This is a genomic window from Ruegeria sp. CL3 (assembly GCF_056536505.1).
Genome location: NZ_JBQFPT010000003.1, coordinates 1 through 22,635 on the forward strand (window position 1 = coordinate 1; position 22,635 = coordinate 22,635).

A 22,635-nucleotide genomic window follows, 5' to 3' on the forward strand; every position below is an offset into this window, starting at 1 on the left:
ACAGCCAACATGCGTCCCCGTCAAAGACAAATGATCCCGCAAAAAACCAGACAATAACGTCCGACCCTCAACATCACCGCTCACAGACAGACCATTCACAGTCAGCGATATATTTGGCATAAGACCTCCCCTTCTTTAGCTCGTTCGCTTGGGGCGAGTTAAACACGGTAGGTCTGGCTTGAGAACAGGAATTTGTCGCTTATTGACACCAGAGGGACGCAAAAGGCCGATGCAATAAATTTACCGGCGCTGCCTGTGAGCGTCCGACCTACTTCTTCCGTTGCGCGCGAGGTTGCGGCCGGGTCGGGATTTCCTTGAGCAGACCGCCCACACCCATCGCAGCAATATCCGCACCAGTGGTCTCGACCCCACAGGCCACCCGGGACAAAACCCAATCAGCCCCATTCAACGCCGGAGAGCGCGCGCATCCCGGCAGGCCGATCACAGGTCGTGTGTTCAACGCCCCCAGAAACAGCAAATTGCCCGGATCTACCGGCATGCCGAACCGGTCAACATCCCCGCCCGCGGCGCGCACGGCAGACGGGGCCACGTCGTTCACATCCGACGTGGCCGAGGCCGTCAGGATCATCAGCACATCGCCTTCGGCACGATCGATGGCCGATGCAAGTAGGTCGGTTTTATGCGGGACGATTTGCACATCACACAGGTCCATGCCCAGAGCTTCGACACGCCCCCGCATGGCAGCTATGCCCTTCTCATTGGGCGGCCCTCCGGCGATGTCCGTCACGATCAAACCCGCGCTGCGATAGACCGGCGCTACAAGGCGCACCGAGGCCTGCGCCAAACCCGCCGCGCGTTCGACGTCGGCTTTCGGAACGGCGTAAGAGATCACCTTGATCGTCGCGACCATGCCGCCCGCGCTCATCTGCTGATGCTGCGGGACCGTTGCGACGGTGATCATCGGATTGATGCGGTTGAACTGCTCGAGTGCGGCCACATCCAGCACCACCACGCCGGGCCCCTCGGCCAGAAGGTTCACGCGACCGGTGAACGCCTCGGTCAGACGCAAATTGGCGCCGGAGGGGTCAGGGACCAGAGCGCGGGCCAGCATCTCGGCGGCCTCGTCCTCATGACAGTCGCCTGGCTCCAGACGGGCGACGATGACCTCGTCAAACCCCGCGCTGGACAATTGCGAGACATGCTCGGCAGTTAGCATGAGCCCTTTGCGCAGCTTTTGGTCCGAGACTTTGACGGAATGCGCGAGAATGGCTCCGGCGGCTTCGGTCACTGGCACAGGGCCGAATTTCATGCCTTACCTCGCAGAACGGCCGTCATCTGGGCCAGAATAGCCACGGCAATCTCCGATGGGCCTGCGGCACCGATATCAAGACCGATCGGCCCGTGAATGCGCGCGATCTGAGCTTGGGTGAACCCCGCATCGGTCATACGCTCAACCCGTTTGGCATGAGTGCGTGTCGACCCAAGGGCGCCAATGTAGAACACATCCGCATCTAACGCGGCCTGCAGGGCCGGATCATCCAGTTTCGGATCGTGGGTCAACAGGACAATGGCCGTGCGCTGATCCAGACCTAACTTTGCAACCGCTTCATCCGGCCAATCTGTCAAAAGGGTCTCTCCGGGGAAGCGGCTGTCTGAGGCAAATGCCTCACGCGGGTCGATGATGGCCGGGTCGTAACCCGCAATCCGCGCCATCGGCACCAAGGCCTGCGCGATGTGAACCGCACCGACGATGACCAACCGCAAAGGCGGGTTGTGAACGGCGACGAAGGTCTTGCCATCTTCTTCGAACCCAGAGCGGTCCATGCGCAACCGATCCGCATAAGCATTCCGGCGCAAGGCCCTGTGTCCGCTGTCTGTATTCACTTCATAGGCCAGCGGTTCACGGCGCGCGCGGGCGGCGACCAACTCGGCCAGCATCGGCTCAGGCAGGACAGAGCCGACCGGCTCGACCAAAACCCGGATGGTGCCGCCGCAGGCCAGACCGACGGCAAAAGCGTCTTCATCGCTGACACCGAATTCAAGCAGGCGCGCCTCACCCTCGTCAATTGCTTCAATGGCTTCGACGATCACGGCGCCTTCGACGCAACCGCCCGAGACTGACCCTTCAATCCGCCCGTCCCCACCAATCACCAGCTGAGACCCCACACGGCGCGGCGCGCTGCCCCAGGTTTCGACCACAGTGGCCAGCGCGGCACCGCGACCACTGCGATGCCATTCCAAAGCGCGTTCCGGGCTGCTGTCGAATCGATCCATCGAATCCTCCTGGCTTGTTGCAAACCAACATAGGCAGCCTTGGACCAATGAAAAGCGAACGTTAGTCGGAGACGGCAGTCAATTCGCGTTTATGTGGGCAGTAAAAGGCCGATTTGATATTCACACTCTCAAAGGATTGATTGCGAATACCCCACGTCATAAGTTGAAGCTGTGCCTGACTTTGGATTGGGCGCTCTCAATAAATTTCTCAACGGAGACGAAGAGTTGAAACGCATTCTTACACTGGGAACGGCGCTCGGCCTGTTGGCCTCGACCGCTGCATGGGCTGATACATTCGAACGCTACGGTGAGGTCGAAGGCTGGAAAGTCTTCATCGACAATGAAAAGAAATCCTGTCTGATTGAGGCCGTGGATGACGCAGAAAACGTTGTTCAGATGGGCCTGACCGAGGATCGCGGTGTGGGTTACGTTGGCGTTTTCACCAAGGCGGAAACAAATATCAAACGCGGTGAAAAAGAAGCCGTGGCAATCCTGCTGGGTGACAACCTTTATGTGGGTGAGGCCACGGGCATGAAGGGCAATATCACCAAGGGTTATTCCGGTGGCTATGTCCTGTCCGACGACCCACAGTTTGCGGATGATCTGGCCAAGAAACAGGTCATGATCGTCTTCCCCGAAAAGGAATTTGCGTTCACCGTAGATCTGACCGGCACTTATAAGGCCATGGAGATGGCGCGTGAGTGCAACGAAAAACAGCTGGGCTAAATCCTAGCCGGAAAGCGCGGACATGAGCCGCGCTTTCTCTCCGACGTCGTCCTGAGCAGAGATGACCGAGGCGAGGTCTTCCAACGACGCAATTGAATGGCCTGCGCGGAAGCTGTCGACATGGGGCAGCATGGCGGCCACGCCCTGTGCTTTGGGGGCGAACCCATCCCAACGCAGCAGCGGGTTCAGCCAGATCAAACGCCGGGCCGAAAGATGCAGACGCTCGGTCTCTTTCGCCAGGGCTTCGGGTGCGCCGCGATCCAGCCCGTCCGAGATCAGCAAAACCACGGCCCCCTCCCCCATGACGCGCCGCGACCAGTCTCGGTTGAAGGCGTGCAAGCAGTCTCCGATCCGCGTGCCGCCTTCCCAATCCTGCGCCTCGGCCCCGGCGGCAGCTAGGGCGGCATCCACGTCGCGCTGGTGTAGGTGACGGGTGATATTGGTCAGTTGCGTGCCGAAGGTGAAGGCATGGACCTTTGCCCAGCCGGCCCCCTTGGCGTTCGAGACCGTGTGCAGAAAATGCAGGATCAGGCGGCTATATTGGCTCATCGAGCCGGAGATATCGCAGAGCACGACCAGATTGGGCCAGCGCGGCCGGGGTTTTTGTTTCGCGATATCGTGCAGCTCTCCGCCCTGGCGCATGGCGGCGCGCAGGGTTCTCGCCCGGTCGATCCGGTGGCCGATATGGCTGGCCTGGCTGCGGCGGCTTTCGATCGGTTTCACCGGCAGGCTGAGGCGCGACAGGAGGCGCTTGGCCTGAGCGATCTCATCGGTACTCATCTGTTCGAAATCCAGACTGCGCAGGCGTTCCTCGGACGAGGCGGTTTGCGAAGCATCGATCTCAAGCTCGCTCTCGCCCTCCTGCTCCTCCGAGGTTTCGGGCTGATCGTGTTCAACCCCGTCGAGCAACGCCTCAGCCGCGCGTTTTTCCCCGGCGACAGCTTTGCGTTCTTCCTGCACGCCACGAATGGCAGGCAGCATCATGGACATCATATGTTCAAGATACCTAGGGTCGCGCCAATAAAGGCGAAAGACCTGCGCGAAGACGGTGCGATGTTCGGGTCGGTTCACGAAACAGGCGTGCAGGGTCCAGTAGAAATCCTGCTTTTCGGTGAAGCCTGCGGCCTCAACAGCGCGGATGGCATCCACCACACGACCGGTGCCGATCGGCAGCCCGGCTTTTCGAAGGGCGCGGGCGAAATGTGTGATGTTCTGCGCCAGCTTCGGGTTTTCGGGAATGTCGAGCGGGATCTGTTCGGCCATCAGCGCTCATGGGGGCTCTGCCCCCATACCCCCGAGGTATTTTCAAACAGAAGAAGCATCAGGCCGGTTCTAAGTCGGCCTTGGCTTCGTCAAGAATGCGTTTGGCCTCGGACCCCTGCAGTTTCTGGATGTCGTCCTGGTATTTCAGGATCGCGCCAAGGGTATCTCCGATCACTTCGGGGCTGAGGTTGATCACGTCCAGCGCCAGCAGGCATTTGGCCCAGTCGATGGTTTCCGCCACGCCGGGTTTCTTGAACAGATCTTCGGTGCGCAGGCGCTGCACGAAGGCCACGACCTCGCGGCTGAGGGACTGGGCCGCTTCGGGCGCGCGGGCGTTCAGGATTTCAATCTCTCGGTCGAAATCCGGGTAGTCGACCCAGTGGTATAGACAGCGGCGTTTGAGGGCATCATGCACCTCACGCGTGCGGTTTGAGGTGACGATCACAACCGGCGGTTCGGGGGCTTTGACGGTACCGAGTTCCGGGATCGTGACCTGAAAATCGCTAAGCGCTTCCAGCAAGAAGGCCTCGAATGGTTCATCGGTGCGGTCAAGCTCGTCGATCAGCAGCACCGGCGCGCCGTTTTCATCGGGCCTCATGGCTTGTAGCAATGGGCGTTCGACGAGATAGTCATCCGAGAACAGCTCGGTCTGCAGGGCTGAACGGTCTGCGCCACCCGCAGCTTCGGCGGTTCGAATGGCGACCATCTGCGCAGGAAAGTTCCATTCATAGACGGCCGAGGACGCGTCCAGCCCTTCGTAACATTGCAGGCGGATCAGGCGGCGACCAAGTCCTGCGGCCAGTGCCTTGGCGATCTCAGTCTTGCCGACACCAGCCTCGCCTTCCAGAAACAGCGGCCGGCCGAGTTTCAGCGACAGAAAAACGACCGTTGCCAGCGCACGGCCGCAAACATAGCCCTGTGCGCTCAGCATAGTTTGAACCGCGTCTATGGAATCTGGCTGTGTCATGTGCTGAATTCTCCCTTGCCACAAAAGGTCATGGCCGCGCCTGTGCGTCAAGGCCATCGCCCGTTTCTGAGCTACGACGTTCGAACGAGTTGACAAGGGCTTTTCCGACGGCGGCCTCTGTGTTAGCGGAGGCCTCATGACCGATAGCATCACGATCCGCCGACCCGACGATTGGCATCTGCACCTGCGCGATGGCGCGATGTTGCAGGCCGTCCTGCCCGAAACCGCCCGCCATTTTGGCCGTGCGATCATCATGCCCAATCTGGTGCCCCCGGTGGTGACCGGCGCGCATGCTGCCGCCTATCGCGAGCGTATCATGGCTGCGCTGCCCGAAGGGATGACGTTCGAGCCGCTGATGACCCTGTATCTGACCGAAGATACCGATCCTGAGGACCTCGCCGCTGCGCATGCAAGTGGTTTGGTCAAGGCGGTCAAGCTCTACCCGGCAGGTGCGACGACCAATTCGCATTCGGGTGTACGGAATTTCGACAATGTGCGCCCGGTGCTGGAGAAAATGGCCGAGATCGGCCTGCCCCTGTGTGTTCATGGCGAGGTCACCGATTCCGAGATCGACATTTTCGACCGCGAGGCCGTGTTCATCGACCGCATTCTTGATCCGATCCGCAAGGCGACACCCGGCCTGCGCGTTGTGATGGAACATATTACGACCCGAGACGGGGTTCAGTATGTTGCGGCAAATGAGACCGATCTGGGCGCGACGATCACCGCGCATCACCTGATCATCAACCGCAACCACATTCTGGTCGGCGGGATCAAACCGCATTACTACTGCCTGCCCGTCGCCAAACGTGAAGAACACCGGCTGGAGCTGCTGAAGGCCGCGACCTCGGGCGACCCGCGCTATTTCCTGGGCACGGACAGTGCGCCGCATACGGATGACAACAAGGAAATGGCCTGTGGCTGCGCGGGCTGCTTCACCGCGACGAACACCATGTCCTTGGTGGCCGAGATGTTCGACCGCGAAGGTGCCATGGACAAGCTGGAAGGGTTCGTGTCGCTGAATGGTCCGGCCTTTTACGGCCTGCCGGTGAACGAAAGCTCGATCACACTGACCAAGGGTGACCCGGTCGAATACCCGTCGAAGATCGAAAGTGGCGACGGACCCGTCACCGTATTCGACCCCGGCTTCCCACTGCACTGGCGCGTGGTTTAACCCGCCAGTTTTGCAGCCAGATCGCGGGCACGACCTCCGGTGCGCAGCATCGACCAGATCGCGTCCGCCTCATCCCCTCCGATCAGTTTCGACGCTTTGGCGCGGACACGGTCTTCTCGATCCGCCAGAGATATCGGAGCCATCAGATCATGGGTAACCTCGCGTCGCACGCCGTCGCGCCGTAGCAACTCCAGATGGGCCTGGGTCTCGGTGAGGGTCGCATCAGCCTCAACCGTGATGCGGTCTCGCAGAGAGCGAATTCGAGGATCGGCGCAGACTTTTTCGGTGTAACTATTTGGCAAAGCGGTGTCGTAGCCGAGCGCCTGCATGGCGATCACCGTGCGATAGGAAAACTTCGCCCCCAATCCCGTGGTCGGAGACATCTGGTTGCAGACACTCATCCAACGCGGATGGGTTTTGACCTTGATTTCAGCCACTTCAGGTTCCGCAATATCCAGACGCAAAGCAGCCTCAAGCGCGGCGTGCAAACCGTGGCAGCAGGCGTGGAACTTGTGGCTGACCGATTCGAACAGCCAATCCTCGCCCAATCCGTCCAGCGCCGCCGACGTATCCGCCGCGCCCTGATGGGTTGCACCAAAGCCATACTGGCCCTCTAGCGCACTCGCATTGGGCTCAAAGCCCCGCTTGATCAGCAACGCGGCCTCGACCCCGGCTGATGCGGCCAATCCTGCATTGTAGGGTTTGCCCATGGTGCCGAACTGAGCTTTCAGACCGGCCGCGCGCGTGGATGTCAGGCCCAGAACTTGTTGCATCTGGTTCGCATCAAACCCAAGCACCCGACCCGCTGCAACCGCGGCGCCAAAGGCCCCCGCAGTCGCCGTTTGGTGAAACCCGGCCTGATAGTGATCTCGACCGAGCCAGAGGCCGATACGGATCGAAACCTCCATCCCGATCAGGGCCGCTTCCAGCAGATCAACGAGAATGCGATCATCCCATTCCGAAACCGCCAAGGCCGCTGGTAGTATAGCAACCGACGTATGGCCGATATGGGCGAAATGGGTGTCGTCATAGTCCAGCGCGTGAGACACCGTTCCATTGACAAGCGCCGCCGCGCGCAAGGGCGCTGCCCCGCCGCCGAACAGATGGGCCTGCGCTGCGCCGCCCTCCTCCTGCACCATGTCCCGGACGGCGACCGACACGGGTTCGGACACACCGGCACGGCCAACGGCGATCCAGTCGAGAACGGACAGAGACGTAATAGCCCGCGCCTGCGCGGTTGTGTTGACGGGGCTGGCGGCAAAACTCGCAAGCGTTGAAGTGAATCCAGACATAGCGCGCAGTCTAGCGCGCGCCGGTTGTTGGTAAAGCCTTAGCTGTAAAGCTCGGCGGCGCGCGCCTCGAAAGCGCGCACGATGCGCTGCATGGCCTCATTGAAGACAACACCAATGATCCCTTGCAGAATGGCGTTCTTGAACTCGAAATCCACGTGGAAGGAGACGTTGCACCCTCCTTCGGGGGCGTCTTCAAACTGCCAGTCCGATTTCATGTATTTGAACGGGCCGTCCAGATATTCAGTGTCGATCTTTTTTTGACCGGCAAACAAAGTCACCCGGCTTCCAAACCGTTCGCGAAACACCTTGAACGAGATCACCAGGTCCGCCTCCATCATCTCGGCTTCGCCAGCCGCATAGGTCTTGCGGATACGCGCGGCGGCACACCAAGGCAGGAACTTGGGATAGCTCGCCACATCAGCAACCAGATCATACATCTGCTGAGCCGTATAAGGCAGGTGACGCGTTTCCGAGTGGATAGGCATGGCAATCCGGCATTAGAAGGTGACAATGGCGCGTCATGTCGTATGTTGCGCGCCAAAGATCAAGGGGGCTGCGATGACTGACCGCGCTTATGTGATAGATGAGATGATCTCGGCCAAGGCAATTGCAGCCAGAATCGAAGAGCTTTGCCGCGAAATTACCGAGGAATTCGGCAATACCGACAAGCTGGTCGTCGTCGGCCTGCTGCGCGGCTCTTTCGTGTTCATCGCTGATCTTGTGCGCGAGCTGGACCTGCCCATCGAGGTAGATTTCCTTGAGGCCTCCTCTTACGGCGACGCGATGGAGAGCAGCCGGGAAGTGCGTATTCTCAAGGACTTGCGGGGCGCTATTGAAGGTCGCGATGTGCTGGTGGTGGAGGATATCGTCGATACGGGTCATACGCTGAACCACGTCACCAACTTGTTACGCAGTCGTAAGCCGAAGCGGCTAAAGTCCATTGCCCTGCTGGACAAACCCAGCCGGCGCGAGGTTGATTTTCGTTCAGATTGGATCGGGTTCGAGATCCCTGACGAGTTCGTCGTGGGCTACGGAATCGACTACGCGCAGCGCAATCGCAACCTGCCGTTCATCGGCAAGGTTCGGTTTACCTAATCGTGGCCTCAGCCCAGCACCTGCCGGATTGCCGCCAAAAAGACGCCTGTGCCAACTGGAATCAGCGCGTCGGGGAAATCATAGTCGGGATTGTGCAACTGGGGGTGGTCTTGCCCTGCTCCCAACCAGAACATCGCCGATTTTGCGCTTTTGCCGAACTGGCCGAAGTCTTCTGAGAACCTTTGCGGCTCATTGGTCAACTTGCATGGAACGGCTTGATCCGCACAGGATTCGGCCAAAATAGTCACCGCCTCGGAATTGTTGGTGCAGGCCTCGAAGACATCCTCATAGGTGATCTCGGCACTCAGGTTCTCGGACTTGGCGACCTGCTGAACCAAGGCTTCAGCATCGGCAACGAGCTTTGCCATACGGTCGTCTGACACGGTGCGCAATGTCACCCACAGCTCAGCCTGACCGGGGGCGACGCCAAAGGTCTGTGTCCCGAGGCTGGCATGCGTGATCGTAGTCAGCGCATAGTCGGCGTTCAGGGTGCCCGCCGTGCCGAGCCGGGTGAGTTCCGGGATCAACGCGGACAAAGCGCCCGCCGGAGAAACCCCGTCCTGCGGCGCAGCGGCATGAGAGGTCTTTCCGGTCAATGCAATCCGCATACCCCGAGAGGCGCAGTTAGTTGGCCCCTGACACAGCTCAACCTCGCCCAGTTCCAGTCCCGGTAAGTTATGGAGAGAAAGCACGTAATCCGGCGCAAGTTGCGCGAATTGGGCATCGTCGCGGAACGCCTTGGCCCCCTGCCCGGTTTCTTCGGCAGGCTGGAAAATCAGAACCACCCGTCCGCGCGTCGGGCGCTGTTCCTGCAACGCAAGCGCCACGCCGAGAACCATCGACATATGGCCGTCATGCCCACACAGATGCCCATTACCCGGCACGGTCGAAATATACGGCAGGTCCGAGAGTTCCTTGATCGGCAACCCATCCAGCTCGCACCGAATGGCGACGGTGGGACCAGCCGCGCCACCGTCGAAAACCGCCGCAACTCCGTGCCCGCCGAGGTCGGTCAGCACGGTATCCGCCCCTGCGCGACGCAGCTCATCAGCCATGCGCGCGGCGGTTTCACGCTCTTGCCCAGAGAGTTCGGGATGTTGATGCAAACTGTGGCGCAGCGCTGTCAGCTGCGCCAATCTATCAGGCGTCACGCTTGCCCCAGCTTCGCCTGCCTTGCCGCACGCAAACGCGCGAAATCGTCGCCCGCGTGGTAGGACGAACGCGTCAGCGGAGTGGCCGAAACCATCAGGAAGCCCTTGCCATAGGCTGCCTTTTCATAGGAGGCGAACTCCTCCGGCGTCACGAAACGGTCCACCGCGTGGTGCTTGGGCGTCGGTTGCAGATACTGACCAATGGTCAGGAAATCTATGTCAGCGGCGCGCATGTCATCCATGACCTGACCGACCTGCTGCTTGTCCTCACCCAGACCGACCATGATGCCGGACTTGGTGAAGATCGACGGGTCCAGTTCCTTCACCCGCTGCAATAGGCGCAGCGAATGGAAATACCGCGCGCCGGGGCGCACCTCAGGGTAGAGGCCCGGGACGGTTTCGAGATTGTGGTTGAACACATCCGGCTTGGCCTCGACCACGGTCTCAAGCACTTCGGGCTTACATTTTAGGAAGTCCGGCGTCAGAATCTCGATCGTCGTCTTCGGCGAGCGGTGACGGACGGCGCGAATGGTCTGCGCGAAATGATCTGCCCCGCCGTCTTTCAAATCGTCCCGGTCTACCGAGGTGATGACCACGTGGTTCAGGCCCAATTTCTGAACCGCATGCGCCACACGACCCGGCTCAAACGCGTCCAGCGAGTCCGGACGTCCCGTGGCGATGTTGCAGAAGGTACAACCGCGGGTACAAATCTCGCCCATGATCATCATGGTGGCGTGACCCTGGCTCCAGCATTCACCCACGTTGGGGCACCCGGCCTCTTCGCACACCGTCACCAGATTGTTTTCGCGCATGATCTTATGCGTCTCGGCATAGCCCTTGCCGCCGGGCGCCTTGACCCTGATCCATTTCGGCTTTTTAGGCTGGGCGTTGTCCGGGCGATGCGCCTTTTCGGGGTGACGTTGTTCTGGGATTTTCAGATCGCGCACGGGTAGTTTTCCTAACTTTGGGTCAACTTTGTGTACCCATAACATAAAACACTCACGCCTGTTACACCAGCGACGCATAGCCGCTATGCACATATCTCGCGAGCGTCAAATTAGTTTAACCTTAAACTATATTTTTCGCACGCAAAATCAATAGACAAGCCAATCAAACCTATCTTGCAAATGCAGTATTTCATGGATTGCAGGCAATTTAGAACTGATTTAAATCGCCAGAAAGTCACAACTGAATCACAGGAACTTGAACATGAAGACCGGAGCAAAACTGCCCGATGTGACCTTCCACACGCGCGTCCGCGACGAGGCCGTCGAAGGCCCCAACCCGTTCCGCTGGGAAGACAAGACTACCGCCGACTACTTCGCTGGCAAACGGGTGATCCTGTTCTCGCTGCCCGGCGCTTTCACCCCCACATGTTCGACCTACCAGCTGCCTGGATTTGAAAACGGTTACACCGATTTCACTGCCAAGGGTATCGACGAGATCTATTGCATGTCCGTAAATGACAGCTTTGTCATGAACAAATGGGCGCAGGATCAAGGCCTGAAAAACGTAAAAGTCATCCCTGATGGTTCGGGTGAGTTTACCCGCAAGATGGGCATGCTGGTCGACAAGGACAACCTGGGCTTTGGCATGCGCTCGTGGCGCTATGCGGCCGTCATCAATGACGGCATCGTCGAAGCCTGGTTCGAAGAGCCCGGCCTGATGGACAACTGCCCCGAAGACCCATATGGCGTGTCCTCGCCTGAGACTCTGATCCAGCATCTGGAAGCTGCCGCCGAACCTGCTTTGGCGTAAATCCGGTGCTTAGGCGCTGAATACCGGCCCGCCTCTGGCGGGCCTTTTCATGTCCGCGTGGCTGAAACGATCTGTTCCCCCACATCCCGGATCACCTGCGCCAAACGATCCACCCAACCGTCATCCGTTGTTGACGCGCGCCGCACCAGCCCCACCGTACGCGCCGGTTGCGGGGCACCGAAACGCAAAAGCTTCATGCCCGGTACCGCCTCTGATTCCGATTTCGCGGCGAGTTCGGGCATCAGCGTCAGGCCAAACCCCTCGGCAACCAGCCTGGAGAGCGTTGCAAGGGAGGAAGCGCCCATGTTGATCTGCCCACTGCCCCGGTCCTGCCCGCAGACCTCAAGCGCCTGATCCGTCAGGCAATGGCCATCCTCCAACAACATTAACTGCGCCGATTGCAAATCCAGAGGGCGCAGCATCTCAGGGCTGGTTTTCACACGTTGCAGCCGAGCGGCGCTGCCTGCCAGCAGGAAGTGATCCTGGAACAACGGCGTTTCGTGGAATTCCGAGCCGCCCGCCGGCAGGGCCAGAACTGCAGCGTCGATCTCACCTTCGCGGAGCAATGATAGCAACCGTTCGGTCCTCGCCTCGCGGATCTGCACACGCAGCGAAACATCTGCGGCGCGTAGACCACCCAGAACGCCGGGCAGAAGGTACGGTGCGATCGTCGGGATGATCCCGATCGACAGCGATCGATGGCCGCCGGAGTGATCCCGCGCGAACTGGTCCAGCCGCACAGCTGCCCCCAGCACCTGACGCGCATGTTCCAAAACGTCTCGCCCCAACGGTGTTAGCAATATATCCCGCGCCTGACGCTCGAACAGCACGCCGCCCAGCGTTTCTTCAAGCGATTTGATTTGAACAGACAGCGCAGGTTGCGACACATTGCAGACCTGCGCGGCGCGGCCAAAATTGCGCTGCTCGGCCACGGCTTGAAAGTACTGCAACTGTTTAAGTGTGAAATTCATAGCCCTTGATTATCAGCAAGGACTAAAACCACAAGAGGCACTTATACCTAGCCAATCATGCGATCTTGCCCAGAGAGTTCCTCATAGTGTCGCTTCAAGCGCTGCAAGGCGATGCGCAGAACGATCTTACCTGAACGAGCGGACCAACCCATGCGTTTTTCGGCCAGCTCCAGCCCCTCAAGATAGCAACAACAGCGCAGCGCAACGTCGCTCAGCCCTGGCCCAAGGTTCGACAACGCGCGCGCCACACGGTCCTTTGCTTCGGAGGCCCCTCGCCCACCGTGAGATTCACTGTCGAAATTGCCGCGCCCGCCACCGGTCAGAAAGCGATCCCAGTTCTGCGCAACCTGCGGACCGATCTGCGCCAGCTCAAAATCTTCGCGCAGACGCTCCCCGGCACGGACAAGCGTTTCGTCCAGAAAGGGTTTGCCGTCCCGGTCCCGCCGCCGCGCCAAGGCGATCAAAGGACTTTCCGCAGCACCGTAGCGCATACGTCGGGCGCGTTCCGGGGCGTCTCCGTTCGACTTCGGCTGGAACGCCGCCTGTGCCTCGGCCATGCCGAATTCATTGCGCGACCGGGCCTTGTTTTCCGCCTCGGCGACCAACCTGTTGAGCGCCGCGCGCCCCGATGTAGAGATCCGGTACCGGGAAATACGTCCCGGATTGTCGCAGGAAATCCAGTCCTGCAAGGCAAGCGCCTGTGCGATCTTGCAATCAACAACGGCCGTCCTTGTGGTTCCGGCCTCACCGGTGTCACGCACGACTACGGCCTTCTCCATATCCTCGGCCACCGCCAAAACCGATCCCGTCTCACATAGGCGTCTCAGCACACGCAGCGCTTCGCCCTCAAATGAGTCGTCTTCCTGGTTGTCCTGTCCGCTCGCGTCAAAGCGGCGCGTCCGATCAGAGACCGAGAAATGCGTCTCGGCCAGCGATTGCAGGGCCGCATCAACCAAAGGATCATCGCGGCGCATTTCGACCCGTCGGATTTGTCTGAGAATGGTAGAGGCATGGCACCCGGCCGATCTTGCGATATCCCGGATCGACTGACCGGTTTCCGTGTGCGCAAGGTAACGCTTTGCCCCCTCGGGAACCCATGCCGGAATAGAGAATGCCACGTTGTTTTCCATATTCATTTGCCCTCGTCGACAAAACAGACAGCCACTTTTGCCCCTCGAAATTAAAGTTAACCAAATCTAACTAGAGGTGGTTTCGTTACTCGTTCGTTAACCCCGAAGCGCAGCAACCAGATTTGATTCAAAAAGATAAACAGTCATGAAACCAACGTTCGGGGTGATCTTGATGAGCGCAACACCCGCCTAGGTTGTGTGACAAACAGGGCGTCAATTCCCCGAACAAGAGGCACCCGAAATGCAAGACCTGATGACCATGATCACGACCCTGCGCCGCCCCCGTCTACTGGCACGCGCCGCAAAATTCGGGGCGCAGGATTATAACCGTGACCGGCATCTTCAGCGCATCCTGGGCTATGGTCGACTGCCGGGGAACGGGGCCGCTCTGATGCGGCTTATGGATATGGAGAGAGAGCAAAATACGCTGCGAAAAGAGGAAGATGCCGCCTATTCTCTGGTCAGGCACCTTGATCTTCTGATTGCGCTTTTGGGTGAGGCGCAGCTGTATCAAGCCAGCCGCGCCGCACAGTTCGAGTGATCAGGTAAATGCGTCCGGCATCGAGGCTTTCTTGTCGGCAATATAAGCCTCGAGCGCCTCTTTGGCGGCCGGGTCCATCTGCGGCTGCTGGTAGTTGGCCAGCAGATGCTCGACCCGGGCCGAAGCCAGCTGACGCGTATCGCGCGAACCTTCGTCCTGCCAGGTCTCGAACGGTTTGTAGTCCAGCACTTCGGTTTTCCAGAAGGCTTCCTTGAAGTTGGCTTGCGTGTGCTCGCAGCCAAGATAGTGGCCACCCGGCCCCACTTCGCGGATCGCACCCATCGCCTGCGCGTTCTCATCATAGGCGACGCCTTTGGCCAGACCGTGCAGGACACCCAATTGGTCGGCATCCATCACGAACTTTTCAAAGTCGGCAACCAGACCGCCTTCGAGCCAGCCGCACGAGTGCAGCATGAAGTTCACGCCCGACATCAGACCCATGTTCAGCGAGTTCGCGGTCTCATATGCCGCCTGCGCATCAGGCAGTTTCGAGCCACAGAACGACCCCGCAGAGCGGTAGGGCAAGTTGAGGCGGCGGGCCAGCTGACCTGCACCATATGTGATATGCGCTGCCTCAGGTGTACCAAAGGTTGGCGCGCCCGAGTTCATGTCGATCGAAGTCACGAACGCACCAAAGATCACGGGTGCACCCGGACGGATGATCTGGCTATAGGCGATACCCGCCAGGACCTCGGCCAGAACCTGCGTCAGTGTTCCTGCAACCGACACCGGCGCCATCGCACCACCGACGATGAAGGGCGAGACGATACAAGCCTGATTGTTCTTCGCGTAAACCTCTAGCGACCCCATCATCACATCGTCAAAGGTCATCGGCGAGTTGATGTTGGTCAGCGAGGTCATCACGGTGTTGTTCTGAACGAAGTCTTTGCCGAACAGAATCTCGCACATCTCAACCGAATCCTGCGCACGGCTGGGGTCGGTCACAGAACCCATGAAGGGTTTGTCCGACAGCGTCATGTGCGCCATCAGCATATCGAGGTGGCGTTTGTTCACCGGAATATCGGTCGGTTCGCAAACGGTACCGCCCGAGTGGTGCAGCCACTTGGACATGTAGGCCAGCTTCACGAACTTGTTGAAGTCATCCATGGTCGCATAACGACGACCACCCTGCGCATCACGCACAAACGGAGGGCCATAGACAGGCGCCAGAACCAGGTTACGGCCACCGATCACCACCGATTTCTCAGGGTTGCGGGCGTGCTGAGTGAACTGGCTTGGGGCTGTTTTGATCAGCTGACGCGCCAGACCACGCGGGATGCGCACGCGTTCACCATCAACATCTGCACCTGCATTGCGCCAACGCTCCAGCGCGGCGGGATTGTCGACAAAGTTGACGCCAACCTCTTCCAGAATCGTTTCCGCGTTGTACTCGATGATCTCCAACGCTTCTTCGTTGAGGACCTCAAAGTTCGGAATGTTCCGCTCAATGTACTTTGCGGTGTCGATCCGAACCGCAGTGCGTTCTGCCCGGCGGGCGGCTCCGCCACCACCGCGACCTCGACGACGTGCTGATGCTTCAGCCATTTTTCCTCACCATACTTTGGATGTCTTGATTGGGGTTCTATCTAGCCCGCCAACACTCGCTACTATTGGAAGATAACGGCTATTGGCACATAAAAGCGACATTACGCCGCGACGGCGCCCTTTAAAACAAAGGTTTCAGGTCTCGTTCGCGTCTTCCCATTCGACACTCAGAATCCCTGGCTCAAGAATAAGGGGCGCCGCGATTTTGTGTTGCACATTTTCTGGATGATCTTCGGTGGAAACGAGAATTTCCAGTGTTTGCAAACCTTTGTCGTCTGCATCCCCCTTTTGAAACCCGACAATACGCACCCCGTTTTGCGCCAAAGCCTGCAGCGCCGCGGCACGGACCTCTGCCTGCGCATCTGCCGCGCACTGCACGAGGATGCGGAACTCTTGCGTCAAGGGAACCCCGGCACGTGTCGTTTTTTTCAACCATTTCACCAAAGGCCGCAGCCCCAGATTCACAAAAATGACAAAACCCGTCATCATGATCGCAAAGATCCAGGCACCACTGCCAGCCATCATCCCAACAGCCGCTGAACACCACAAGGTCGCCGCCGTGTTCAAGCCGTGAATGGTGAACCCGTGCCGAAAGATGATGCCAGCACCAAGAAACCCGATCCCCGATACGACCTGCGCGGCCACGCGTGTCGGACTCACCTCATCTGGGTAGAGCGCCGAGAACACCACAAAAGCCGCGGCGCTTAGGGCCACCAGCGCATTTGTGCGCAAACCTGCCATACGTTGGCGCACCTGACGCTCGGACCCGATCAACGCCCCGCAGAACATGGCCAAAGCCAGATTCAAAGCGGCAAGTTCAACAGCTATGGGCAAACGCATCTCTCCTATTCGGGTGTCCGCATGACGCAGACGGAAAAATCGTCATATTTTTGTTACAAAACTTTTACAATAGCCGAAACGCAGTTTCCCTGAAATGCGGGTATCCGCCCTTCAGCAAAGACCTTTCTCTTGCGAATTCGTCACGCTTGGCCTATGGCCCGCACATGAGTGATACATCCCACGACCGCCTTCTGATCATCGACTTCGGCAGCCAGGTAACGCAGCTGATTGCACGCCGTCTGCGCGAGCTGAATGTCTATTGCGAAATCCATCCCTACCAGAACGTCACCATGGAATTTGTGCGCGAAATTGCGCCCAAGGCGGTGATCTTTTCGGGTGGGCCGGACAGTGTCACACGCGAGGGCTCTCCGCGCGCGCCGCAAGAGATTTTTGACTATGGCGTTCCGATCCTGGGCATCTGCTATGGCCAGCAGGTGATGATGCACCAACTAGGCGGCAAGGTCGAAAGCGGCCATGGCACCGCCGAGTTTGGACGCGCCTTTGTCACTCCGAAAGGTCAGCTGGATATCCTGAAAGACTGGTTCGCGGATGGTGATGAACAGGTCTGGATGAGCCACGGCGACCATGTTAGCGAAATCGCTCCGGGGTTTGAGGTTTACGGCACCTCCCCCAACGCGCCGTTTGCCATCACGGCAGACAGCAAGCGCCATTTCTACGCGGTGCAGTTCCACCCCGAGGTGCATCACACCCCCAAGGGCGCGAAACTGTACGAGAATTTCGTAAAGCTCGCAGGGTTCAGCGGCGACTGGACGATGGGTGCCTATCGCGAACAGATGATCGAAAAGATCCGCGAGCAGGTTGGCGACAAGAAGGTCATCTGTGGCCTGTCCGGCGGCGTCGACAGCTCGGTCGCGGCGATCCTGATCCACGAGGCAATTGGCGATCAGCTCACTTGTGTCTTTGTTGACCACGGTCTGCTGCGCAAGAACGAGGCGCAGGAAGTCGTCGGCATGTTCCGCGACAACTATAATATTCAACTAATCCACGCGGATGAGAGCGATCTGTTCCTAGGCGAGCTGGACGGTCAAAGCGACCCCGAGACCAAGCGCAAGATCATCGGCAAGCTGTTCATCGACGTCTTCCAGAAACACGCTGATACCATCGACGGGGCCGAGTTCCTGGCCCAGGGCACGCTCTACCCTGACGTCATCGAATCCGTCTCTTTCAGCGGAGGCCCTTCGGTCACGATCAAGTCGCACCACAATGTCGGTGGCCTCCCCGAGAAGATGGGCCTGAAGCTGGTCGAACCCCTGCGTGAGCTGTTCAAGGATGAAGTTCGCGCGCTGGGTCGCGAACTGGGCCTGCCCGACAGCTTCATCGGCCGCCACCCCTTCCCCGGACCAGGCCTTGCCATTCGCTGCCCCGGAGAGATTACCCGGGAAAAGCTCGAAATCCTGCGGGAAGCCGATGCTATCTACATCGACCAGATTCGCAAACACGGGCTCTATGATGAAATCTGGCAGGCCTTTGTAGCGATTCTCCCCGTGCGTACCGTCGGCGTCATGGGAGATGGTCGCACATATGACTACGCCTGTGCGCTTCGTGCCGTAACGTCAGTTGATGGTATGACCGCCGACTATTACCCCTTCAGCCACGAGTTCCTAGGCGAAACCGCCACCCGGATCATTAACGAGGTCAAAGGCATCAACCGATGCACCTATGACATCACCTCGAAACCTCCGGGAACGATTGAGTGGGAATGAGACAAAAGCCGGGTTCTGACCCGGCTTTTTTGTTTCACCAACACTGAGAAAAGTGATTTAAAGTCAGACATCTAAACCAATCGTTAAGAGGCGCAGCGTGCAGGGCGACAAAACGCAGTTTGGTAAGGCCGCTCTGTGGATGACCGGCGCTATTACCTCGTTCTCCTCAATGGCCGTCGCCGGTCGAGAGTTGAGCCTGCATCACGATACTTTCGAGATCATGATGTATCGTAGTTTTGTCGGCGTGATCATCGTAGCGCTAGTACTGACGGCGACCCGTAAATGGCATCAGGTCACGACCGAGCGTCTTGGTTTGCATGCGATCCGCAACACCTTCCATTTCACCGGGCAAAACCTCTGGTTCTACGCGGTCGGAGTGGTCCCTCTGGCACAGGTTTTTGCGCTTGAGTTCACCCAGCCGATCTGGGTGATCCTGCTCTCACCGCTTCTATTGAAAGAGCGCCTGACCGCGATCCGCATGACCTCGTCACTGATTGCGTTTGCTGGCGTTCTGATGGTGACAAGACCAGGAACCTCAAGCCTTTCTCCGGGCATTCTCATGGCTGCTGGAAGCGCGATTTTCTTCGCGTTTACAACAATCACGACAAAACAACTCACCCGACATGCCAGTATCGGATGTATCGTGTTTTGGCTGACTGTGATGCAAGCTCTTCTGGGCACGATAGCGGCAGGGATAGATCAGCAAATCGCTTTGCCAACGCTGCAGACGGCACCCTTTTTGTTACTGGTTGGTCTGGCCGGTCTTTTGGCGCATTTCTGTATCACAAACGCGCTAGCAATCGCCCCCGCGACCGTGGTGGTGCCGTTCGACTTTGCCCGCCTGCCGACGATCGCAGTTGTCGGTATGCTTCTTTATCATGAACCACTGGATCACTGGACGCTGCTCGGAGCAGCCGTGATCTTTTCAGGTATCTTTCTGAATGTTTGGTCCGAAAATCGTAACAGTTTAGCAACAGTTCGTGCCGACACTCATAAGAAGTAACGCACGGTCACTAGTTGACGATAAAATAGACACCGAGACAGTATCGGGCATTCAAATCGAGCGGGTCGGCATCCGTACACTCACACGATGCCATACAGGCCTTCAAGGGACAGTAAGGGAGGAATACATGAGAAAGGCGCTACTATCAGCGTGCGCGCTTTGCGTGGGGGCAACGGCTGGCCACGCTGGCGGCCTCGACCGAAGCGGTCAGGGCATCAATCTGATTTTCGAAGAAGGGTCGGTTGTGCAGTTCCGCCTCGGGTATACAGATCCGAGCGTCAGCGGTACGTTACTTGACGCGAACCCCGCCAGCCCCACAAACGGGCAGGTTATTAACTCTGGAAACGTCTCCAACGACTTCTTCACGCCACATCTTGGCTACAAGACGTCTTTGACTGAAAAGATCGACTTTGCGATCATGTACGACCAGCCCTATGGCGCTGACATCGCATATGCTTCCAACTACCCACTTTCGATCAATCCGGCATCGCCCACAACCACCGGCTCTTTGCGCGCAACGGCTGATACCGATGCAATCACCGCCTTGTTCCGCTACAAGTTCGACAACGGGTTCAGTGCTCTTGGCGGCGTTCGCGCCCAACGCGTGAAAGCCAGCGTAGATGTGCCGGCCGCATTGGGGTATTCAGTTGAAACGGATGCTGATACGGCCTTTGGCTACGTGCTTGGTGTTGCGTGGGAAAAACCAGAAATTGCCGCTCGCGTCTCGCTGACATACAACTCGAAGATCTCGCACGATCTGTCGCAAACAGAGAGCGGCACTCTATTTGGATCGGTCGATACCAGCAGCGAAATCGAAACGCCGCAGTCGGTGAACTTGGATTTCCAAACCGGCGTAGCACCGAAAACGCTGCTATTCGGCTCGATCAGATGGGTTGATTGGCCGCAATTGGAGTACGATCCGCCAAACTACCCGCCGACCACTGCACTGGTTAGCTATGGCAATGCCACCTACACTTACACTCTGGGATTGGGATACCAGTTCTCTGAAGAGTTTTCGGGCGCTGTGACGTTAGGCTATGAAACCGACGAAGGAGAACCGGTGACCAACCTCGGTCCCACAGACGGTTTCTGGAGCATCGGTCTTGGCGGCACCTACTCTCTGGAAAAAGCCAAAATCTCGGCGGGCGTTCGCTACACCGATATTGGTGATGCAACGGCTGACGGTGGGTTTGGTCAAACAGCTGACTTCTCGGGCAACAGCGCTTGGAGTGTCGGGTTCCAGATCACCTACGCTCTGGACTAATCGCCCCACACATAATCTAAGAAGACCCTGCCATTTCGGTGGGGTCTTTTTGTTTCCGCATCTTTCGGGTCGCCGCATGAACTCAAAGCTGCCACAACGTGTTCATGGAACAGCAAAAACACCTATCCCCCCGCGCATGGGCTGAGCTTTCGCTGCTGGGTATCATCTGGGGCGCTTCATTCGTTTCAATTCGGATTGCGCTGGACACGATACCAGTAATGACCTCAGTGCTGCATCGAACATTCTGGGCAATGCTGGCCTTGTGGTTGGTGGTTTGGATCAGGGGTCTAAGCGTCCCGAGCTCACCGCGCCTCTGGTTGGGTTTTCTGGTCATGGGACTGCTTAATAACGTGATTCCGTTCTCGCTGATGGCGTGGGGGCAGTTGTACATTGACACCGGGCTCACGGCGATTTTGAACGCGGCGACGGCTATCTTTGGCGTTCTCGTTGCTGCGCTCTTCTTTTCCGACGAGAGGTTGACACCACCGCGTCTTCTCGGCGCTGGACTGGGCTTTTTTGGCGTCTCAATCGCAATCGGTATCGGTAACCTCACCAGCTTCAGCCTACAAAACACAGCTCAACTTGCCATCCTCGCGGGCACTATCTCCTACGCATTTGCGGGGGTTTGGGCGCGCAAACACCTAAGCTCTCTGCCCCCAATCGTCGCCGCCGCCGGGATGCTGACCGGCTCGACCCTCTTCATGATCCCGATTGCCCTTATGACTGACGGTATCCCAAGTCTCAGCCTGCCTGCGGTCACATGGGCGGCAATCGCGTATTATTCTCTGATCGCGACGGCGGGTGCATATCTTCTCTACTACCGGGTCCTAGCAATGGCGGGCAGTGGCAATCTGTTACTCGTGACCCTGATCATCCCACCTGTCGCGATCGTTTTGGGCGCGTTGCTGCGAGACGAGGCACTGGATCCCCGCGCCTATTTAGGCTTTGCCGTGCTGGCTGCGGGACTATTGATCCTCAACCGAGCCGTCCCTCGCGATTGACGCCGCCGCCTGCCCGATTTAGCAAAGGCAAAAACAAGGGACAGCGCAAGATGATCTACAGCTCGGCAAGAGATTGGCGTGGGGCTGCACGCAAGAAGGTGCTGTTTTTCGGCATGTCGGGGCTGGGCAAGACCTATGTATCCAACATCCTGCGGGACAGCGGCGGCTGGTTTCACTACTCCGTCGACTACCGGATCGGCACCCGCTACATGGGCGAATACATTGCCGATAACGCCAAGGCCGAGGCGATGAAAGTCCCATTTCTGAGGGACCTTCTGTTGTCGGATTCGATCTATATCGGCTCAAACATCTCGTTCGAAAACCTGACCCCCGTTGCATCCTACCTTGGCAAACCCGGCAATCCGGCGCTTGGGGGTTTGGAGATGTCCGAGTACCGGCGCCGACAAGAGCAATTTCGATTGGCCGAAATTCACGCCCTTCTCGACACCGAATACTTCGTGGACCGGGCAGAGCGTCTCTACGGCTATCCGCATTTCATCTGCGACACGGGCGGGTCGATTTGCGAGTGGGTCGACCCGGATGATCCAACGGATCAACTGATGTCCGAGCTGTCAAAACAAGCGCTGATGATCTGGCTGAAAGGTGACGACGACCACACCGCCGAACTAGTCAGACGCTTTGACAAGGCCCCTAAGCCGATGTCCTATCAGGCTGAATTCCTGACCCGAGTCTGGTCCGAATATCTGGATCAAAAAGGCTGCTCCGAGTCTGACGTGGACCCGGACGCGTTCATCCGGTGGACCTACGCTCAGGCGCTTGCCCATCGTCAGCCCCGGTACGAGGCGATGGCGAAGAACTGGGGCGTTACGATAACGGCCAAAGACATCGAAGAAGTGCGCGATGCAGCTGATTTCGATGAGTTGATCGAGCGCACCCTTGAGACCGGGCGCGATCGCGCCTAACTACCTCATCCTAACCGATTCAGAAGTCTGAC

The 22,635-nt window shown here is 58.4% G+C and carries 22 protein-coding genes and 1 pseudogene; 10 read left to right on the plus strand and 13 right to left on the minus strand.

Going from position 1 to position 22,635, the window contains the following annotated elements; all coding sequences use genetic code 11:
- The 3 genes and pseudogenes from ACR0NO_RS04425 to ACR0NO_RS04435 form a co-directional block, all read right to left on the minus strand.
- Positions 1-120, minus strand: a pseudogene (locus ACR0NO_RS04425) ((2Fe-2S)-binding protein); the annotation flags it as partial.
- Between the two features lie 148 nt (positions 121-268).
- A complete protein-coding gene (locus tag ACR0NO_RS04430; RefSeq protein ID WP_480723117.1) occupies positions 269-1,270 on the minus strand; it encodes a molybdopterin-binding protein in 1,002 nt (333 codons plus the stop codon).
- Positions 1,267-2,235, minus strand: a complete 969-nt coding sequence (locus ACR0NO_RS04435) for an XdhC family protein (protein ID WP_170660313.1) — start codon at positions 2,233-2,235, stop codon at positions 1,267-1,269. Before ACR0NO_RS04435 ends, ACR0NO_RS04430 begins: the two co-directional genes overlap by 4 nt.
- Positions 2,236-2,460: 225 nt before the next feature.
- Between ACR0NO_RS04435 and ACR0NO_RS04440 the strand changes: the two genes are divergently transcribed.
- A complete protein-coding gene (locus ACR0NO_RS04440; RefSeq protein WP_170376825.1) occupies positions 2,461-2,961 on the plus strand; it encodes a hypothetical protein in 501 nt (166 codons plus the stop codon).
- Positions 2,962-2,964: 3 nt separating this feature from the next.
- Here ACR0NO_RS04440 and ACR0NO_RS04445 read toward each other — a convergent pair whose 3' ends face one another.
- Both ACR0NO_RS04445 and ACR0NO_RS04450 read right to left on the minus strand, forming a co-directional pair.
- Positions 2,965-4,224, minus strand: a complete 1,260-nt coding sequence (locus ACR0NO_RS04445) for a vWA domain-containing protein (protein WP_480723118.1) — start codon at positions 4,222-4,224, stop codon at positions 2,965-2,967.
- A 58-nt stretch (positions 4,225-4,282) separates the two neighbouring features.
- Positions 4,283-5,191: an AAA family ATPase gene (locus tag ACR0NO_RS04450; protein ID WP_170483861.1), complete on the minus strand. Its 909-nt coding sequence runs from the start codon at positions 5,189-5,191 to the stop codon at positions 4,283-4,285.
- A gap of 136 nt (positions 5,192-5,327) precedes the next feature.
- Here ACR0NO_RS04450 and pyrC point away from each other — a divergent pair, with 136 nt between their 5' ends.
- Positions 5,328-6,365 carry a dihydroorotase gene (gene pyrC, locus ACR0NO_RS04455; protein ID WP_480723119.1) on the plus strand — a complete coding sequence of 346 codons (1,038 nt, stop codon included), beginning with the start codon at positions 5,328-5,330 and terminating at the stop codon, positions 6,363-6,365.
- On the opposite strand, the gene ACR0NO_RS04460 is transcribed toward pyrC, so the two are convergent.
- Together ACR0NO_RS04460 and ACR0NO_RS04465 are read right to left on the minus strand one after the other, a co-directional pair.
- A complete protein-coding gene (locus tag ACR0NO_RS04460) occupies positions 6,362-7,657 on the minus strand; it encodes an MmgE/PrpD family protein (RefSeq protein WP_480723120.1) in 1,296 nt (431 codons plus the stop codon). The two genes, pyrC and ACR0NO_RS04460, sit on opposite strands and share 4 nt — an antisense overlap.
- Positions 7,658-7,695: 38 nt before the next feature.
- A complete protein-coding gene (locus ACR0NO_RS04465; RefSeq protein WP_170765377.1) occupies positions 7,696-8,142 on the minus strand; it encodes a type II toxin-antitoxin system RatA family toxin in 447 nt (148 codons plus the stop codon).
- Between the two features lie 73 nt (positions 8,143-8,215).
- On the opposite strand from ACR0NO_RS04465, the gene hpt reads away from it, so the two are divergent.
- On the plus strand, positions 8,216-8,752 hold the full coding sequence (gene hpt, locus ACR0NO_RS04470; RefSeq protein WP_170376813.1) for a hypoxanthine phosphoribosyltransferase: 537 nt from the start codon (positions 8,216-8,218) through the stop codon (positions 8,750-8,752).
- A gap of 8 nt (positions 8,753-8,760) precedes the next feature.
- On the opposite strand, the gene ACR0NO_RS04475 is transcribed toward hpt, so the two are convergent.
- Together ACR0NO_RS04475 and lipA are read right to left on the minus strand one after the other, a co-directional pair.
- Positions 8,761-9,903, minus strand: a complete 1,143-nt coding sequence (locus ACR0NO_RS04475; protein ID WP_480723121.1) for an amidohydrolase — start codon at positions 9,901-9,903, stop codon at positions 8,761-8,763.
- Positions 9,900-10,850, minus strand: coding sequence for a lipoyl synthase (lipA, locus tag ACR0NO_RS04480; RefSeq protein ID WP_170469638.1), 951 nt, complete (start codon positions 10,848-10,850; stop codon positions 9,900-9,902). The genes ACR0NO_RS04475 and lipA overlap by 4 nt, the downstream gene beginning before the upstream one ends.
- 262 nt (positions 10,851-11,112) lie before the next feature.
- Here lipA and ACR0NO_RS04485 point away from each other — a divergent pair, with 262 nt between their 5' ends.
- Positions 11,113-11,661 (plus strand): redoxin family protein, encoded by a 549-nt coding sequence (locus ACR0NO_RS04485; protein ID WP_480723122.1) that lies wholly within the window; start codon positions 11,113-11,115, stop codon positions 11,659-11,661.
- 47 nt (positions 11,662-11,708) lie between these two features.
- Here ACR0NO_RS04485 and ACR0NO_RS04490 read toward each other — a convergent pair whose 3' ends face one another.
- On the minus strand, positions 11,709-12,632 hold the full coding sequence (locus ACR0NO_RS04490; protein WP_480723123.1) for a LysR substrate-binding domain-containing protein: 924 nt from the start codon (positions 12,630-12,632) through the stop codon (positions 11,709-11,711).
- Between the two features lie 47 nt (positions 12,633-12,679).
- Entirely contained in the window at positions 12,680-13,762 is a 1,083-nt protein-coding gene (locus ACR0NO_RS04495) for a DUF6456 domain-containing protein (RefSeq protein ID WP_480723373.1), read from the minus strand.
- Positions 13,763-14,003: 241 nt separating this feature from the next.
- Between ACR0NO_RS04495 and ACR0NO_RS04500 the strand changes: the two genes are divergently transcribed.
- Entirely contained in the window at positions 14,004-14,303 is a 300-nt protein-coding gene (locus tag ACR0NO_RS04500) for a DUF6477 family protein (protein WP_170458051.1), read from the plus strand.
- Here the strand turns inward: ACR0NO_RS04500 and ACR0NO_RS04505 are convergent, their stop codons facing one another.
- A complete protein-coding gene (locus ACR0NO_RS04505) occupies positions 14,304-15,848 on the minus strand; it encodes a trimethylamine methyltransferase family protein (protein ID WP_480723124.1) in 1,545 nt (514 codons plus the stop codon).
- Between the two features lie 135 nt (positions 15,849-15,983).
- Entirely contained in the window at positions 15,984-16,688 is a 705-nt protein-coding gene (locus ACR0NO_RS04510) for an MgtC/SapB family protein (protein ID WP_170638848.1), read from the minus strand.
- A 164-nt stretch (positions 16,689-16,852) separates the two neighbouring features.
- Here ACR0NO_RS04510 and guaA point away from each other — a divergent pair, with 164 nt between their 5' ends.
- The 5 genes from guaA (at position 16,853) to ACR0NO_RS04535 (ending at position 22,603) form a co-directional block, all read left to right on the plus strand.
- The gene (guaA, locus tag ACR0NO_RS04515) at positions 16,853-18,412 is read left to right on the plus strand and encodes a glutamine-hydrolyzing GMP synthase (RefSeq protein ID WP_480723125.1); all 1,560 of its coding nucleotides are present in this window, start codon (positions 16,853-16,855) and stop codon (positions 18,410-18,412) included.
- 97 nt (positions 18,413-18,509) lie between these two features.
- The gene (locus tag ACR0NO_RS04520; RefSeq protein WP_480723126.1) at positions 18,510-19,415 is read left to right on the plus strand and encodes a DMT family transporter; all 906 of its coding nucleotides are present in this window, start codon (positions 18,510-18,512) and stop codon (positions 19,413-19,415) included.
- Positions 19,416-19,542: 127 nt separating this feature from the next.
- Entirely contained in the window at positions 19,543-20,679 is a 1,137-nt protein-coding gene (locus tag ACR0NO_RS04525; protein WP_170376791.1) for a porin family protein, read from the plus strand.
- Positions 20,680-20,783: 104 nt separating this feature from the next.
- The gene (locus ACR0NO_RS04530; protein ID WP_480723127.1) at positions 20,784-21,680 is read left to right on the plus strand and encodes a DMT family transporter; all 897 of its coding nucleotides are present in this window, start codon (positions 20,784-20,786) and stop codon (positions 21,678-21,680) included.
- 50 nt (positions 21,681-21,730) lie between these two features.
- The gene (locus tag ACR0NO_RS04535; protein ID WP_480723128.1) at positions 21,731-22,603 is read left to right on the plus strand and encodes an ATPase; all 873 of its coding nucleotides are present in this window, start codon (positions 21,731-21,733) and stop codon (positions 22,601-22,603) included.
- Positions 22,604-22,635: the final 32 nt, after the last annotated feature.